Annotated in this window: 17 protein-coding genes and 1 riboswitch; of the genes, 15 read left to right on the forward strand and 2 right to left on the reverse strand. The window is 39.2% G+C overall.

Annotation, left to right across the window (positions count from 1 at the left end):
* Positions 1-39 precede the first annotated feature (39 nt).
* The 12 genes from QUF73_26175 to QUF73_26230 all read left to right on the forward strand — a co-directional run bounded on the left by QUF73_26175 (position 40) and on the right by QUF73_26230 (position 12,266).
* Positions 40-699, forward strand: coding sequence for a phosphatase PAP2 family protein (locus tag QUF73_26175; GenBank protein ID MDM5229607.1), 660 nt, complete (start codon positions 40-42; stop codon positions 697-699).
* A 65-nt stretch (positions 700-764) separates the two neighbouring features.
* Positions 765-1,310 (forward strand): glycerol-3-phosphate responsive antiterminator, encoded by a 546-nt coding sequence (locus tag QUF73_26180; protein ID MDM5229608.1) that lies wholly within the window; start codon positions 765-767, stop codon positions 1,308-1,310.
* Between the two features lie 172 nt (positions 1,311-1,482).
* Positions 1,483-2,307: an MIP/aquaporin family protein gene (locus QUF73_26185; protein MDM5229609.1), complete on the forward strand. Its 825-nt coding sequence runs from the start codon at positions 1,483-1,485 to the stop codon at positions 2,305-2,307.
* A 35-nt stretch (positions 2,308-2,342) separates the two neighbouring features.
* The gene (gene glpK, locus QUF73_26190; protein ID MDM5229610.1) at positions 2,343-3,833 is read left to right on the forward strand and encodes a glycerol kinase GlpK; all 1,491 of its coding nucleotides are present in this window, start codon (positions 2,343-2,345) and stop codon (positions 3,831-3,833) included.
* Between the two features lie 318 nt (positions 3,834-4,151).
* Positions 4,152-5,816 (forward strand): glycerol-3-phosphate dehydrogenase/oxidase, encoded by a 1,665-nt coding sequence (locus tag QUF73_26195; protein MDM5229611.1) that lies wholly within the window; start codon positions 4,152-4,154, stop codon positions 5,814-5,816.
* A 103-nt stretch (positions 5,817-5,919) separates the two neighbouring features.
* Positions 5,920-6,882: a nucleoside hydrolase gene (locus QUF73_26200; protein MDM5229612.1), complete on the forward strand. Its 963-nt coding sequence runs from the start codon at positions 5,920-5,922 to the stop codon at positions 6,880-6,882.
* 175 nt (positions 6,883-7,057) lie between these two features.
* Positions 7,058-7,546: a hypothetical protein gene (locus QUF73_26205; GenBank protein ID MDM5229613.1), complete on the forward strand. Its 489-nt coding sequence runs from the start codon at positions 7,058-7,060 to the stop codon at positions 7,544-7,546.
* 573 nt (positions 7,547-8,119) lie between these two features.
* Positions 8,120-8,202, forward strand: a riboswitch (ZMP/ZTP riboswitch).
* 83 nt (positions 8,203-8,285) lie between these two features.
* Complete coding sequence (locus tag QUF73_26210) at positions 8,286-9,164, forward strand: tetrahydrofolate dehydrogenase/cyclohydrolase catalytic domain-containing protein (GenBank protein ID MDM5229614.1); 879 nt, start codon at positions 8,286-8,288, stop codon at positions 9,162-9,164.
* A 213-nt stretch (positions 9,165-9,377) separates the two neighbouring features.
* Positions 9,378-9,578, forward strand: coding sequence for a cold-shock protein (locus QUF73_26215; protein ID MDM5229615.1), 201 nt, complete (start codon positions 9,378-9,380; stop codon positions 9,576-9,578).
* A gap of 299 nt (positions 9,579-9,877) precedes the next feature.
* On the forward strand, positions 9,878-11,329 hold the full coding sequence (locus tag QUF73_26220; GenBank protein ID MDM5229616.1) for a DEAD/DEAH box helicase: 1,452 nt from the start codon (positions 9,878-9,880) through the stop codon (positions 11,327-11,329).
* A 151-nt stretch (positions 11,330-11,480) separates the two neighbouring features.
* The gene (locus QUF73_26225) at positions 11,481-11,681 is read left to right on the forward strand and encodes a cold-shock protein (GenBank protein MDM5229617.1); all 201 of its coding nucleotides are present in this window, start codon (positions 11,481-11,483) and stop codon (positions 11,679-11,681) included.
* 78 nt (positions 11,682-11,759) lie between these two features.
* Positions 11,760-12,266: a metallophosphoesterase family protein gene (locus QUF73_26230; GenBank protein ID MDM5229618.1), complete on the forward strand. Its 507-nt coding sequence runs from the start codon at positions 11,760-11,762 to the stop codon at positions 12,264-12,266.
* Between the two features lie 6 nt (positions 12,267-12,272).
* Here QUF73_26230 and QUF73_26235 read toward each other — a convergent pair whose 3' ends face one another.
* Positions 12,273-13,118 carry a GNAT family N-acetyltransferase gene (locus tag QUF73_26235; protein ID MDM5229619.1) on the reverse strand — a complete coding sequence of 282 codons (846 nt, stop codon included), beginning with the start codon at positions 13,116-13,118 and terminating at the stop codon, positions 12,273-12,275.
* Between the two features lie 156 nt (positions 13,119-13,274).
* Between QUF73_26235 and QUF73_26240 the strand changes: the two genes are divergently transcribed.
* Positions 13,275-13,673, forward strand: coding sequence for a cytosolic protein (locus QUF73_26240; protein MDM5229620.1), 399 nt, complete (start codon positions 13,275-13,277; stop codon positions 13,671-13,673).
* 28 nt (positions 13,674-13,701) lie between these two features.
* On the opposite strand, the gene QUF73_26245 is transcribed toward QUF73_26240, so the two are convergent.
* A complete protein-coding gene (locus QUF73_26245) occupies positions 13,702-13,995 on the reverse strand; it encodes a DUF6509 family protein (GenBank protein ID MDM5229621.1) in 294 nt (97 codons plus the stop codon).
* A 278-nt stretch (positions 13,996-14,273) separates the two neighbouring features.
* Here QUF73_26245 and QUF73_26250 point away from each other — a divergent pair, with 278 nt between their 5' ends.
* Both QUF73_26250 and QUF73_26255 read left to right on the forward strand, forming a co-directional pair.
* Positions 14,274-14,483: a cold-shock protein gene (locus QUF73_26250; protein ID MDM5229622.1), complete on the forward strand. Its 210-nt coding sequence runs from the start codon at positions 14,274-14,276 to the stop codon at positions 14,481-14,483.
* Positions 14,484-14,761: 278 nt separating this feature from the next.
* Positions 14,762-15,589: a hypothetical protein gene (locus tag QUF73_26255; GenBank protein ID MDM5229623.1), complete on the forward strand. Its 828-nt coding sequence runs from the start codon at positions 14,762-14,764 to the stop codon at positions 15,587-15,589.
* Positions 15,590-15,799: the final 210 nt, after the last annotated feature.

Below are 15,799 nucleotides of genomic sequence, written 5' to 3' on the forward strand. Positions count from 1 at the left end.
AGTTAGTGGTAATACAATAAATAAAAAGGATTTGTATAAATGAACAGGAAGAATTTAACATCGAAAAATATCATCTACTTAGCGTTGGCAGCTTCCATTATTGGCGGATTTTTGCTGCTTTTTATTGAAATAGTGGACGAATTGAAGGAAAATGAGCTAATTCGTTTCGATGAAACTGTGATTGAGTATGTTCAGGCATTTATCTCTCCCAGGCTGACGGAGTTTATGAATGTGGTTACCTTTTTGGGGTCGGTTAAGTGGCTGGCTTTTGCTGTCTTAATGGCGGCCGTTCTTTTGTTTGTTTTTAAAAAGAGGTCACTAGCGTTGTTCATGGTTCTTTCATCTGGTCTCGGAGCACTTTTTAACTTGCTGCTGAAATGGATTTTCAAAAGAGAACGACCGGATATCAGACCTCTGATCGAGGAGCAGGGATTCAGTTTTCCGAGTGGACATTCAATGGGATCTTTTATTTTTTATGGATCACTGGCTTATATGATCATCCATCTGGCAAAAAGAAAACGCTGGAAAGCTGCGTGGACAGTGCTGCTGGGCTGTTTTATCATCATGATTGGATTAAGCCGCATCTATCTGGGTGTTCATTTTCCCAGTGATGTAATTGCTGGTTTTGCTGCCGGAGGTGCATGGCTGACGATAATGATAATTGGATTCCGTTATTATGAGTACCGCAAAAATGTTTAATGGGTATTGAGAAATGCGCGCATTCTTTATAACATAGGGGAATAACAGAAACAGGAGTGGAAAGAATGAATCAAAGGATTTTGCCCGCATCTTCGAACATGAAAGAATTTGAAAAGTTCCTGGAAAGTCCCTATGAAATTGGCGTATTTCTCGATATGCACATTTCACAGCTGAAAAATGTTTCACAGATGGCGAAAGTACATAACAAAAAAATGATATATCATGTTGATCTGATTCATGGCTTGAAGAGTGATGACTATGCCGCAGAATATATTTGCCAGGAATTTAAGCCTTACGGATTAATTTCTACGAAGTCCAGTGTCATCCTGAAAGCAAAACAAAAAGGAGTGATTGCTGTTCAGAGAATTTTTCTGATCGATTCGCACGCACTCGAAAAGAGCTATAAATTAATCGAGAAGACAAAGCCGGACTTTATAGAGGTTTTGCCGGGAGCCATGCCATGGATGATAAAAGAAGTGAATGATCGCTTGAATACCCCAATATTTGCGGGAGGGCTTATCCGATCAGAAGAAGAAGTGAAGAATGCGCTTGATGCAGGAGCAGCTGCTATTACCACTTCGAAAATAGAATTATGGGAAATGTTTTCATGAAAATGTTCAAGAAACGTTTGACAACGTTTTCATAGACTTGTATACTCGGTTTACAAGTTAATTTATGTGTCGGAGATTAGGAGATTCACACAGTTTAGCCTTAGAAGGCTTAATCTGTCGTGAATCTCCTTTTTTTGTATCCGATCAGCTAAAAGGGAAAGGGGATTTTCAGATGTCTGCTTTTATGGGAGAAATAATTGGAACGATGATCTTGATTGTTTTTGGAGGAGGCGTTGTTGCCGGGGTGAATTTAAAAAAGACTTTCTCTTTTAATGGAGGGTGGATTGTTATCACAATTGCCTGGGGACTTGCTGTAACGATGGGGGTTTTTGCTGTAGGATCGATTAGCGGGGCACACTTGAATCCTGCTGTAACAATCGGGTTTGCGCTTAGCGGGGATTTCCCTTGGGCAGACGTGCCTGCCTATATTCTGGCTCAAGTCCTCGGGGGTTTTTTGGGAGGAGTTATTGTATTCCTTCACTATCTGCCGCATTGGAAAGAAACAGAAGACCAGGGTGCAAAACTTGCTGTTTTCTCAACCAGTCCTGCGATTCCCCATACATTTTCAAATTTATTAAGTGAAATGATTGGGACGTTTATTCTTGTACTGGGATTGATGTTTATTGGAGCAAATCAATTTACAGAAGGCTTAAATCCTATTGCTGTAGGCCTTTTGATTGTTGTGATCGGAATGTCGCTCGGAGGGACAACTGGCTATGCGATTAATCCGGCTCGAGACCTGGGACCGCGCATTGCTCATTTTCTTCTTCCCATTGCAGGAAAAGGGAAATCGAACTGGGGGTATGCATGGATACCGGTAACTGGGCCAATCCTGGGGGGATTAATGGGCTCAAGCTTCTATCAAGTGATGTTTGATGGGAAAGATTCAGGTATGTTATGGGCAGTGCTGGGTGTTAATATAATAGTATTAATTCTTTCATATATTTTTGGCAAAAAACAGCCAGGGGAAGTTGATTCTTCTAAAGTGGCAGCATAAATAAGAATAATGAACAAAATTGGGAGGAGTTAATTGTGGAAACATATATTTTATCATTAGACCAGGGGACTACTAGTTCGCGTGCTATCCTATTTAATAAAAAAGGGGAAATTGTTCACACGGCACAAAAAGAGTTCACACAGCATTTTCCAAAGCCTGGCTGGGTTGAACATAATGCTAATGAAATATGGGGTTCAATTTTATCGGTGATTGCCGGTGTTTTTTCGGAATCCGGCATAAAACCTGAGCAAATTGCCGGCATTGGCATTACAAATCAGAGGGAAACAACAGTAGTTTGGGATAAAGAAACAGGAGCCCCGGTTTATAATGCGATTGTCTGGCAGTCAAGGCAGACAGGCGAAATTTGCGATGAATTGAAGGAAAAAGGCTATAACGATCTATTCAGAGAAAAAACCGGTCTTTTAATAGATGCATACTTCTCAGGGACAAAAGTTAAGTGGATACTGGACCATGTGGAAGGGGCAAGGGAAAAAGCTGAACAGGGCAAATTATTATTTGGAACCATCGATACATGGCTAATCTGGAAACTATCTGGAGGAAAAGCGCATGTGACTGATTACTCCAATGCGTCACGCACATTAATGTTTAATATTCACGAACTTAAATGGGATGAAGAACTGCTTAACATTCTTGGAGTTCCTGAAACGATGCTGCCTGAAGTGAAGCCATCTTCCGGAGTGTATGCTAAGACAATTGACTATCACTTTTTCGGCAAGGAAGTACCCATCGCCGGAGCAGCGGGTGATCAGCAGGCTGCGCTATTTGGACAAGCATGCTTTGAGAAAGGAATGGCTAAGAACACTTACGGAACCGGCTGTTTCATGCTTATGAATACAGGTGAAAAAGCCGTGCAATCTGAACATGGACTTCTAACCACCATTGCCTGGGGGCTTGAGGGGAAAATTGAATATGCATTGGAGGGCAGCATTTTTGTAGCTGGTTCTGCCATTCAATGGCTCCGTGATGGAATGAGGATGCTCAAGGATACAAAGGACAGTGAAAGCTATGCAAAAAGAGTGGACTCGACAGATGGAGTTTATGTAGTACCGGCATTTGTAGGTCTAGGGACACCATATTGGGACAGTGATGTAAGGGGAGCAGTATTCGGAGTCACACGGGGAACGTCCAAAGAGCATTTTATCCGTGCGACACTTGAGTCACTTGCTTATCAGACAAAAGATGTTCTATCTGCTATGGAAGCGGACTCAGGCATTGAACTTAAGACGCTTAGGGTTGACGGAGGTGCCGTGAAAAATAACTTCTTGATGGAGTTCCAGTCAGATATTTTAGAGGTGCCGGTTGAAAGACCGACAATTAATGAAACTACTGCGCTTGGGGCAGCTTACCTTGCTGGATTGGCCGTCGGGTTCTGGAAATCACAGGAGGAAATTGCTGAGCAATGGGCAATTGATCGATCTTATCATCCATCAATGGAAGAAAAAGTCCGTGCAGATCTTTATCAAGGCTGGAAAAAAGCTGTAAAGGCAGCAATTGCTTTTAAATAATCAAAAGCAAGTTTTACACACAAATCATATCTTTTATGTTATAATAAGCTCAAGTTAATAGTTCGGCAGGAGATGCGGAGAGACCACAAAATCATTATCGGCTAATCGATGATGTATTTTGTGGTCTCTTTTTATGTCTAGCTACAGCGCCTAACCCCTCGAGGTCACAAGTCAATCTTTCCAAAAAGGCAAAGAACGCCTTTCCGGAAAGCTCGTCTTGTGCTTGTCGGGGCTGGGCAAGGCGCTTGCGCTTTTCTATTTCCCTGCTTTTAAAGGGCAGTTACAACTACTAGCCTTTTCGACAAGGAGGAGACAGCAATGACATTTTCTAATTTAAATCGTACTGAAATGATAGAAACACTGACAAAGGAAGAATTTGATGTTCTGATTATTGGCGGCGGCATAACCGGAGCGGGAATTGCTCTGGATGCGGCAACACGGGGAATGAAAACAGCACTCGTCGAAATGCAGGATTTTGCAGCCGGAACTTCCAGCCGTTCAACAAAACTGGTTCACGGCGGATTAAGATATCTTAAACAATTTGAAGTTAAAATGGTAGCGGAAGTCGGCAAGGAGCGGGCAATCGTATATGAAAATGGACCACATGTGACTACACCGGAGTGGATGCTGCTTCCAATGCATAAAGGAGGCACGTTTGGAAAATTTTCAACCTCAATCGGCCTTAGAGTTTACGACTTTCTTGCAGGCGTCAGAAAGTCTGAACGCAGAAGCATGCTCAATACCAGGGAAACACTATCAAAAGAGCCGCTTATAAAAAAAGATGGACTTAAAGGCGGCGGTTATTATGTGGAATATCGCACAGATGATGCCCGTCTTACAATTGAGGTAATGAAAGCTGCGGCAGAAAAAGGCGCAATGCCTGTTAACTATGTGAAGGTTGAAAAACTTTTATATGATGAACAAGGAAAAGTATGCGGAGCTGCAGCTGCAGATCAGCTAACAGGCAATGTTCATGAAGTTAGAGCAAAAAAAGTCATCAACGCAGCAGGTCCCTGGGTTGATTCCATCCGCGAGAAAGACGGATCAAAGAAAGGAAAGACCCTGCGTTTGACTAAAGGGGTTCATTTGGTAATAGACCAATCCAAGTTTCCGTTAAAACAGGCTGTGTACTTTGATACGCCTGACAAAAGGATGGTATTTGCTATTCCGAGAGATGGTAAAACCTATGTGGGAACAACAGATACATTCTATAATTCTAATCCCGTAAATCCAAAGATGACTGCAAGTGACAGAACATACATCATTAACGCCATTAACTTTATGTTTCCTTCTGTGAAAATAGCAGAGAAGGATATTGAATCCAGCTGGGCTGGTGTTCGTCCGCTTATTTGGGAAGAAGGAAAAGATCCTTCCGAGATATCACGCAAAGATGAAATCTGGGAGTCGGATACTGGTTTGCTGACAATTGCAGGCGGGAAACTGACCGGGTACCGGAAAATGGCCGAAACCATTGTTGATATACTTGCTGAAAAATTCAAACAGGAATCAAATAAAACATATAGCGGGAGTATTACAAAAACATTACCCATTTCAGGAGGAAATGTAGGAGGATCATTCAAATTCCAGGAATTTATCGGGTTCCAGACTGAAAAAGGAAGAAGTATTGGTTTATCAGCTGAACAGTCAAAACACCTAGTTAAAATGTATGGTTCTAACGTTGGTATCATCTTTAATATGATTGAAACGAAAAGAAATGAAGCTGAGAATTATGGCCTGCCGATTATATTATGGGCTAAGCTGAAATATGCAATTGAACATGAAATGGCTGCCACCCCTGTTGACTTTTTTAACCGCAGAACAGGAGCTCTTCTTTTTGATATTGAAACGGTAAGAAATTATCAAAAACAAGTAATTTCATATATGGCTGATGCATTTAAATGGGATACAGCTGCAGAAAGTAATTTTGAAAACCAGCTGAACCAGGAACTCAGCTTTGCGGTAAAGCCGGCTGATCAGGATTAAAACTCTCCAATTGGGGAGTTTTCTTTTTTTAAGGAGTATTTTCATAAACAAACGGGACATACCTTAGGCATACCATAGACTAAATAGCTATCGGAGGTGGCTTATGTACAATGTTCTCATGTTTGTTGACTCGGGGGTTGATGATTCACTTGCCCTAATGTATGCCCTTCAGCATCCCGAGATTAATCTAGTGGGTGTAGTCAGCGCTTATGGCAACATAACAAAAGAGGAATCCATTAATAATACTGCTTATTTACTTAAGCTTGCAGGCAGAGAGGACATTCCCATTATAGCAGGGGCGAGCGGCCCGCTATCCGGTGAGACCGCTGTCTTTTATCCTGAAATTCATGGGGAGGAGGGCCTTGGGCCCATTCAGCCTCCGGAGGACTTCAACAGCAAAATAAAGGTATATGATATAGATAAAATTATTGAAATTGTAAATGAATACAAAAATGACCTTGTGATCGTTGGGGTTGGAAGGCAGACTGATTTGGCATTGCCGCTCATTCTATATGGAAAGGATGCATATAAAGATGTGAATGCATTTTATTTAATGGGCGGTGCGTTTTTAGTTCCGGGAAATGTAACACCAGAGGCTGAGGCGAATTTTTTCGCTGACCCCATTGCAGCGGATTCAGTGCTTGAAAAAGCAAGGAACATTTATATATTTCCTCTAAATGTAACAAATAAAGCGATTATCCGTCCTGAGACGATTGATTTTATTGCAGATAATACCCAATCGCCTTTTAAAGATTTAATCAAACCTGCTTATGATTATTATTATGAAGCTTATCAAAAGCTTGTCCCGGGAATTAAGGGGGCACCTCTTCATGATGTTGTTGTATTAAGTGTTCTCACAAATCCTGATCTTGCCAAGTATGTAAAACGAAGAGTGAGAATTGAACAGTTTGGAAAGGCAAAGGGAAAAAGCATAGCTGACTTTAGGCCGGTGCCTGAAGTTGATCCGCCCGAAACAATTGATAATATAGCGATGGAGCTTGACCTGGAACGTTTTGTCATTGATTTTATGGAAGTTTTCCTCACTCAGAAAGTTCAGCAGAAATAGCTTTTGACACATAGTGTTAAAAGCTTTTTTATTTGGCGTTGAAGGGGAATGGGAAGATTGCATAGAATGTATTAACATGGAAAACATTTGAAGTCAGAGAAAGTTTCTTTAGGAAATGGCAACAAATCCACTAATTTTCAGCATTCATTAATCAAATCAAATGGAGGCTTCCAAATTGCTAAAAAACAAAAAATTAAACAGGTTTCTTTCAATTCTGGGGATGGTCATAGCCATTGCCGTAGCATATAGTGTACTTGTCTTTTTAAATAAGGGTGAATCTAAGGTGCAAAAAACCTCGGCAAATGCGGAGACATCCGAACAGGGTTTAATGTACCATGATTTAGGAGACTTCATTGCCTCCAATCATACTTTTTATAATGAAACACTTGGATGGGGGAGAGACCGTAAAGTCAGCTGGACTAAACAAAGAGAGCAGGCCGAATTAATCGTAAACTCGCTGAAAAAAATATCAGCGGAGAATGAGGATCTGCAGACTGACCTGGGCACTATAACAAGTCTGGCAGAAACTGTGCAGTCGGGAACTAAGGAAAAGGATGTTCTAATTAAACTGCACCGATATTTTCATGATCTGGATATTGGTTTTAATGACTATAAAGACACAACCGATTATTTTGATGTAACTGAGTATAAGGGAGAAGGCTAATAACGAGTGACAAGTTATTTTCTTGACACATTACCGCAAATAAGGTAACATAATGATTGAAGTATTTGAGGTATATTGTTGAAGTCGTTAATTCACTTGGAATGTTCGGCAGCCGAACCTTCTTTTATGTGAAACTGCGGCTTTTTATTATGTTTTATGCTCTTTAGGGTTTTGAAAGAGTAAGCATGTGTTTGTAATTAAGAATAATTTGTGTGGACAGCTTAAAGCTGAATTTTCTTCTTAATCATCTTCTATAAACCAGACACTTCTCCGTATTTTTACTTCAGTAAGATTCTTACCATTTAATATTAAAATCTCAGAGAGCATCTAAGAGTCGGAAAGGATTCCGGCCAACCTGATTCCCACTGGCGCGGTCTAGGAGCCGCAAGGATGGAAGAGAGGCAGGGCTTTCATTGTTTTAGGTAATAATTAATTAACTCAAATATATCACTTATAAGGACAGTATTTGCTGTCCTTTTTTATTTGTTTTACGAAAAAACACGAACAATTTAATAAGTTTCAGTTTAATCATTTGTGTTTTTGTGGTATGATGTATTCATTAGAATAGCTTTTCAAAATCGCAGTGACTGACGACAATGCGGAATGAACCGCTGGGGAGCTGCGTCTATGTATAGCCGGTCGTCTGGGCAGAGATAAGGGATACCCTTGTCTCTTTTTTCATAACAAAATGGAAAAGCCCGTCAGCCGAATAGGTGCTTTTCCTATAGGAGGAATATGCATGGAAAAAAAGATTATTCTTGATGGAATTGTTGTAGCAAAACATGTGAAAGACCAATTAAAGAATCGAATTGAAGAATTGAAGGGGAAGGATGTCGTCCCTTGCTTAGCGACTATTTTGGTGGGAGATGACCCTTCCTCTGAAACGTATGTAAGGATGAAGGGAAATGCATGTGAAAAACTTGGCATTTTATCAAAACGTATTCATATGTCAAAGGATACAACAACAGAAGAACTATTAGAGAAGATTGCAGAATTAAACGATGATCCTTCTGTACATGGAATCCTTCTCCAGCATCCCGTACCTGGACATATAGATGAACGAAAAGCTTTCGAAGCTATTGCTATTGAAAAAGACGTAGACGGTGTTACAAGCCTTGGATATGGACAGACTGCATTCGGATTTGGTGAATATCCGTCTTGTACACCTGCAGCTATTTTGGAAATTATGGATTTTTATAAATTGAATGCTGAAGGTATGCATGCAGTAGTCGTAGGCAGAAGCCCAATCCTGGGCAAGCCGGTCTCTGCCCTTTTACTCAATCGTAACGCAACGGTCACTACGTGCCATTCATATACCAAAAACCTGCCCCAAATTGTAAAGCAAGCTGATATTGTAGTAGCAGCTGTAGGAAAACCTAACTTCATCAAGGGTGAATGGATTAAAGAAGGAGCTATTGTCCTTGATGCCGGATATAATGAAGGGAATATTGGGGACGCAGAGTATGACAGCTGTCTTGAAAAGGCGTTTGCCATTACACCCGTACCTGGAGGAGTTGGTCCTGTTACGATCTCCATGCTTTTGAAACATACTGTTCATGCTGCGGAAAAATCGCTGAAATACAGGGAAAGCATAAATAGTCCATTTATCCCTAAATGAAAATTGATTTTTAAAAGGATTGACTTATAACTGGGTGTCGTTTATTATTAGGTTAACGCTGTAAAGTTCGTTATATACTTTTTGGATAAGTAGTCGTAGCTGCAAAGAAATGTAGGCGATCGTTCATCCTCATTTCTGGCAGCTGCGACTTTTTTATGTTTAAGTTTATATGGTACATTATAGTGAAAAACAATTTATTGGGAGGCAACACAAATGAACACAGGTAAAGTTAAATGGTTTAATGCAGAAAAAGGTTTCGGATTCATCGAGTCTTCAGAAGGTCAAGACGTATTCGTACACTTCTCCGCTATTCAAACTGAAGGTTTCAAAACTCTAGAAGAAGGTCAAGACGTAACTTTCGAAATCGTTGAAGGTAACCGTGGACCTCAAGCTGCTAACGTAACAAAAGCATAATTTTGCTTAAAATGAGGTGATGCATGTCTAATCATGCATCACCTTTTTATGTTTGCTTATCCACTTTGTAGCCTTCAGCATTCCTCAAAACAGATCTTCTGCAAAAACTGCTTTTAGGAATATGTATTTTTCATTTCACCCAATTAAAATACTTCACTTACAAAAAGTTTAAAAATAGTGCAAACGGAAATGTAAAAAAGAGATACAAACTGGAAAGCCTAGTAAAGTGTCCATGTCTTTATACAAAAACAATCTTTCAGTACCTAATAAGAGATGCAATTCAAGGAGGAACTTATATTTTGACAACTTTTTCAGATTTTGGCTTAAGTAATGAAATAGTAAAAGCCCTTTCCAATATGGGCTTCGAGGAACCAACACCAATTCAGGCACAGGCGATTCCCATCGGAATGAAGGGTAAGGACATGATTGGCCAGGCGCAGACTGGAACTGGAAAAACTACTGCTTTCGGTGTGCCGCTGTTAGAGCAGATTGATTTAAACGAAGGTATTCAAGGTCTTGTCCTTGCGCCAACACGGGAGCTTGCTGTACAGGTGGCAGAAGAATTAAACCGTATAGGACAGGTAAAAGGAGTCCGGACACTTCCTGTTTACGGTGGTCAGGATATCACCCGCCAAATCCGTGCGCTTAAAAAGCGCCCGCATATTATTGCTGCTACACCGGGAAGGTTAATTGATCACATTGAAAGAAAAACAATCCGTTTAAGCAACATCAAGATGGTAGTTCTGGATGAAGCGGATGAAATGCTTAATATGGGATTCATCGAGGACATTGAAAGAATTTTAAGTGAAATTAAAGGTGAGCGCCAAACCCTTCTTTTCTCTGCAACAATGCCAAAAAGAATTCAGTCTCTTGCTGAAAAATTCATGCAGGAACCAGAAATGGTTAAAGTCAAAGCGAAAGAAATGACTGTTAAAAATATTGAGCAGTACTATATGGAAGTGCATGAAAAACAAAAATTTGATGTGCTTTGCAACCTGTTGGATATTCAGTCACCTGAACTGGCTATTGTGTTTGGAAGAACTAAAAAGCGTGTAGATGAAGTGGTGGAGGGTCTTATCAAGAGAGGCTATTCGGCTGAAGGGATTCATGGTGATATTCCCCAGGCGAAAAGAGATCAGGTTATCCGCCGTTTTAAAGAGCAGACAATCGATATAATGGTAGCCACTGACGTTGCTGCACGAGGTCTGGATATTTCAGGCGTTTCCCATGTTTATAATTTCGATATCCCGCAGGATCCTGAAAGCTACGTTCACCGGATTGGACGTACTGGGCGTGCCGGAAATAAAGGGCTGGCAATTACGTTCGTTTCTCCAAGAGAAATTGACCACCTGAAAATAATTGAAAGTGTTACAAAAAGCAAAATGGCGAAAAAGCCTGTTCCTTCCTTTAAGGATGTTGTTGCAGGCAATCAGCAGGCGACTATTAATAAACTTATGGAAGTTATTGAAAAAGAAGAACATGCAGACTTCAAGAGAGTGGCGGAAAGTCTTCTTGAAGATACAGATTCTGTTACTTTGCTTGCTGCAGCCATCAAATTGCTGACTAAAGGTCCTGATGTAACACCGGTTAAATTAACTGCGGTGGAACCTATACGTGTCAGAAAACCTAAAGGCGATCGCGGCGGAAGAAGATTCAGCGACAGGTCCAGAGGCGGCGGCCGTGATAGAAGAGATTTTAAAGGCGGCAGGGACAGACGCAGTAAAAACCGCAGCAGCAGCAATAAGGGATAATGCAGTCTAATATCCGAGAGAAAATGGATAAATTGATTTTTTTTCGGTACTTTTTAAACATTTTATTATAAAATTTGAGGAATTTACCCATATTAGTAAATGCAGGGTAAATAATCACTCTGTGAGTTATAGATATTAGGAGGAAATTTACATGGCAACAGGCAAAGTAAAATGGTTTAATTCAGAAAAAGGTTTTGGTTTTATCGAAGTTGAAGGCGGAGAAGATGTATTTGTTCATTATTCTGCAATCCAGACAGAAGGTTTCAAAACCCTTGATGAAGGCCAGGAAGTTAACTTTGACATAGAGCAGGGCCAGCGTGGACCGCAAGCTGTAAATGTAACAAAGTTATAATTGATTGATAAGAGAGTCCCTTTTAAGGGGCTCTTTTAATTTTGGGGTAATATAGGGTATAAAAGTAAGAAGAAAGGAATGATAGTGATTAAAATCCTCATTCTGTCTGATACCCACATGCCAAAGAAGACAAAACAACTGCCTGGTATTCTGCTGAATGAACTTCTCAGCTGTGATTTAATTATCCATGCAGGGGATTGGCAGAGCGTCGATCTGTATTATGAATTAAAAAACTATGCTCCTGTTGAGGGGGTATATGGAAATACCGACAGTGTTGAACTTTGCACCATTTTTAAGAAAAGAATACTGCTTGAAATAGAAGGTTATAAAATAGGGGTTGTCCATGGACATGGAAAGGGAAAAACAACTGAAAAAAGAAGTATAGAAGCTTTTGATAAGGAAAATGTTGATGCTATTATATTTGAGCATTCTCATATCCCAATAAAGAAACTCCATAATGGAGTAATCCTGTTTAATCCCGGGTCTCCTACAGACAAGCGCAGGCAGCCGAACTATTCGTTCGGCATCCTGAAAATTACAGATGAGATGACATTCAATCATGTTTATTTCGATTCAAAGGAATAAAACGCTTCAAATCTTGAGTGTGTTAAGATCATATTCATAATAATCTTGTGTGCCGTATGGTTCAAAACCGCATGATTTGTATAATGAAAGTGCATGGTCATTTTCTGCAGCTACTTCAAGATGCACCCAGTTAACTCCCTTGCTGTGTTCCAGATTAACAGCATTGGTAAGAGCGCCCCTGCCGATTCCTTTTCCCTGAAATGAAGGATCGACAGCAAAGCCGTAAATCCACGCAGCATCTTTTTCTGTTTGAACCCTGATTTTGCCGGCTTTTTCGCTTTTGTATTCAATTATAAAAGTCCTCTCATTTTCGCAATCAAAGATTTTGTTATAAAAAGCCTCTGCCTCGTCTTTGGGGATTTGAAAGCATGCAGTATCCAGATGATTAATGAAAAAAAGGTCACTGCTCACTGCTTGCCGCAAAGTTACTTGAGAATTTGCTGTTCCGATTTTTGCGCTTTTATGGCGTTTCATTTGATACTCGGAGAATGAATAGATGCAGGGAAATGATTTTAAATAACCTTTTGCTGATTGGGAAGAGGCTGGAGCATTAATAAGCAATTTGCGTGCTTGGGCCAATTGTTTTACTGCCTGATTGAACAAGCTGGAGAAGATGCCCTTTCGTCTATGATTAGGATGAACCATTCCGCATAATTCAACAGGACCTCCAAAATTATATAGAGCAAGGTAACCTAATAAATTCCCGCTGTTATCATATTGGAAATAGTCATTTTCCTCGCCGGCAGGTCTCGACTTCAAGGTATCCCAGTTTAATTTTAAATTAATATTTTCCGTCTCTTCGCATATTTGCTGGAGAGAATGGATATCGTCTAATTGTTTTTCTGTCAGCATTCAGGCGGCCTCCTGTATAAAAGAAATAATAAACCAATAATATTAGAAAAAGGTTCATATGAATAGTCCTAAATTTCAATCTATTTGCCTTGGTTTGAAATTATGTAAATAAATATAGCAATATGTTAGGATTGTATGGAAAAAGGGGGAGAATCAATGAAGAATTTCACAGTGATGTTCCATAAGGAAGACAATGTACAGCCGATGGTTGTTCAAAAATTAAATGAAAATGACTTTGAACTATACACAGAAGGCGGCACAAGGCATTTATTTGAATTGAACTCAAATGTTGGCTATTTTATATTTTTTGATGCAATTGATAAGGAAGGGAAGGAGTCTTACCTGGTTCTCCAATATGAAGGGGAATCGGAAGAACCCAGTGCATGCTTTGCTTTTGAATTAAAAGATTTCTATCAATTCACAGCTCTTTATCTGAATGACCTTGATTTTAATGAAGGGAATAATGTGGATAGGGAAGAAGAAGCTTATACACCGATACAGCATTTGGCACATTTAATGTATCACATTGTTGAAGAGGGCAAAGAAATTCAGTGATAAAATAAAAGAGCAGGGGAACCTGCTCTTACTCTTGTGTTTGAGAAAGGTTCACTCTGCAGAAAGCCGAAACCGTTTTTTCTTCCTCTTCATCTAAAGCGAAATCCAAAATGTTTCCTGAATGACTTTCAACAAAATGATAATTAAGAATCCTCTCATCTTCTCCATTTTTATAATAAAGCACTCTTAACTTAAGGCCATTCTCTGAATATAATTCATCGTCTTCATCTACATCGATATCTAAAAAGTATTCGTAGCGGTCTCCCGTTAAAATGCCAGTGGGATCCTGTATGTACTCAACAGTATAACTCGTAATGTTCATGGTCTTCACCCTTTCTTTCGCTGCTGTACATGTCATTATACACTTTTCCCAGATTGGTTTAATAGTATTTATCAATTTTTTGCCGTGTTTCTAAGGCTGCTGTGTAAGTTTAGAACTTTTTGACAGAACCCATTTAAATATGTTATACTAATTTTAGTTAAAAGAATATAATATATTGCCCATAAACACTTGTTATATAGAGCCAGTGGTTCGTCACTTTATATAGCAAGTGATTTTTATTTTGGGTAAGGGTCTTACTCTTTGGGAGGTGCCTGATTATGGCAATGGGATTTGGCAGAAAAAATTTGGAAGAAATCAAGGTTGAAGAAGTGAAAATCTGGGAGTGTACATCTGAGTCCTGCAACTGCTGGGTAAGGGACAATTTCAAAAGCAGCCAGGTACCTATTTGTCCGATTTGCAAAAGTGAAATGAAAGAAACGACTAAAGAATTGCAAGTCGTTAACAATAACAGCATCTTTTCTAAATAATTGTAAGGGCGATGACATCGCCCTTTATTTTTTTGCTGATTTTTTCTATTGCGCTTGCAAGCTCATCCGGTCTTAGAAATCCAATAGGGGAAAAGCCTTTTTAACATAATCAGATTCAATATCAAAATCCATACATTTTACCCGTTTTCATCATATTTAACTTTATAAGTGTAAGTAAGGGGAAATCTTACGTCAATTTGCCCTTCCTTCAAAGGTGAAGTATATGTTTGTCCATGAAGAACAAAATAACGGAAACGTGCTAAACTGGATGTGGAAGAATGTCAAATTTACTTTGGTTTCTTGGATTAGTGCTCATCAGCATAGGCCTTATTTATATAACTTATATTAAAACTGAATTTCGGTATAATCTTGCGGTTTACTTCTTCGTTATGGGACTTTCTTTCTTAATGGAATACATCGTATTAATTTTAGGCGACGCATACTCCTATTATCCGAAATTATTTTCTATCCAATGGTATGATGATGTTTTTGGTTCCAGTATATCACAGGCTTTTTTTATTCCTGGTGTATTGATGGCAATAGCTGCTTTTAGAATGCGCTTCAGATGGATTATTTTTATAATCGCCGCTATTTTTGGGATAGAAGAGCTGTTTCTCTGGCTGGGCATCTATGAACATAATTGGTGGAAATCCTGGTTTACCCCAATAATCTTGTTTGCTTCAGTTTTTGTTATTAAATGGTGGAGGAATAGTGTTGAAGCTCCCACTTTATTTATTCAATTTATAACTGTGTATATGGCCATCACCACAATTTTTCAGGGGATATCATTTGGTTTAACGGCTATCCTGGGAACTCATCAGTATAAAATCGGATGGTTTGAATCACCTTATCAGGACCATATAGCTTTCAGTGTTCTAATTTGGATTATCTATGCACTGCTGCTGACCATTATCATAATAAAATATTATCGAATTAAATGGATGGCCTTATTATTTTTTTCCGATTTAGCTTTTCATTCCTTTATGGTAAAAATGGACATTCTAGAAATAAACGCTTTTTGGAATCCTGCTTACTTTAGTGTGATACTTATGCTTTTGCTGATGTTAATCAGGAAATTAAATAATTATATGTTCTCATCAAACTGAAATTTATACTTTCAAAATGTTATCTGATGATCTAAAAACAACTGGAATAAAATACCACGAATAAAACGTTGACCTGAAACACTTGCGATGCTATTATTTAAGAACAGCTTTCACAAGATAACTGAAAGAAATTATTTTTAAAATGTTATTGACGCTGAAAGTTGTAAGTGATATAGTATAAAAGTTGCTTCAAAAGATAGCAGCTGAAAT

The organism is Cytobacillus sp. NJ13 (assembly GCA_030348385.1).
GTDB lineage: Bacteria > Bacillota > Bacilli > Bacillales > Cytobacillaceae > Cytobacillus.

Bases quoted from the DNA above. Each gene is read 5' to 3' on its own strand.
- QUF73_26175 (MDM5229607.1), top strand. From the start codon at position 40: ATGAACAGGAAGAATTTAACATCGAAAAATATCATCTACTTAGCGTTG.
- QUF73_26180 (MDM5229608.1), top strand. From the start codon at position 765: ATGAATCAAAGGATTTTGCCCGCATCTTCGAACATGAAAGAATTTGAA.
- QUF73_26185 (MDM5229609.1), top strand. From the start codon at position 1,483: ATGTCTGCTTTTATGGGAGAAATAATTGGAACGATGATCTTGATTGTT.
- QUF73_26195 (MDM5229611.1), top strand. From the start codon at position 4,152: ATGACATTTTCTAATTTAAATCGTACTGAAATGATAGAAACACTGACA.
- QUF73_26200 (MDM5229612.1), top strand. From the start codon at position 5,920: ATGTACAATGTTCTCATGTTTGTTGACTCGGGGGTTGATGATTCACTT.
- QUF73_26210 (MDM5229614.1), top strand. From the start codon at position 8,286: ATGGAAAAAAAGATTATTCTTGATGGAATTGTTGTAGCAAAACATGTG.
- QUF73_26215 (MDM5229615.1), top strand. From the start codon at position 9,378: ATGAACACAGGTAAAGTTAAATGGTTTAATGCAGAAAAAGGTTTCGGA.
- QUF73_26225 (MDM5229617.1), top strand. From the start codon at position 11,481: ATGGCAACAGGCAAAGTAAAATGGTTTAATTCAGAAAAAGGTTTTGGT.
- QUF73_26230 (MDM5229618.1), top strand. From the start codon at position 11,760: ATGATAGTGATTAAAATCCTCATTCTGTCTGATACCCACATGCCAAAG.
- QUF73_26235 (MDM5229619.1), bottom strand. From the start codon at position 13,118: ATGCTGACAGAAAAACAATTAGACGATATCCATTCTCTCCAGCAAATA.
- QUF73_26240 (MDM5229620.1), top strand. From the start codon at position 13,275: ATGAAGAATTTCACAGTGATGTTCCATAAGGAAGACAATGTACAGCCG.
- QUF73_26245 (MDM5229621.1), bottom strand. From the start codon at position 13,995: ATGAACATTACGAGTTATACTGTTGAGTACATACAGGATCCCACTGGC.
- QUF73_26250 (MDM5229622.1), top strand. From the start codon at position 14,274: ATGGCAATGGGATTTGGCAGAAAAAATTTGGAAGAAATCAAGGTTGAA.
- QUF73_26255 (MDM5229623.1), top strand. From the start codon at position 14,762: ATGTCAAATTTACTTTGGTTTCTTGGATTAGTGCTCATCAGCATAGGC.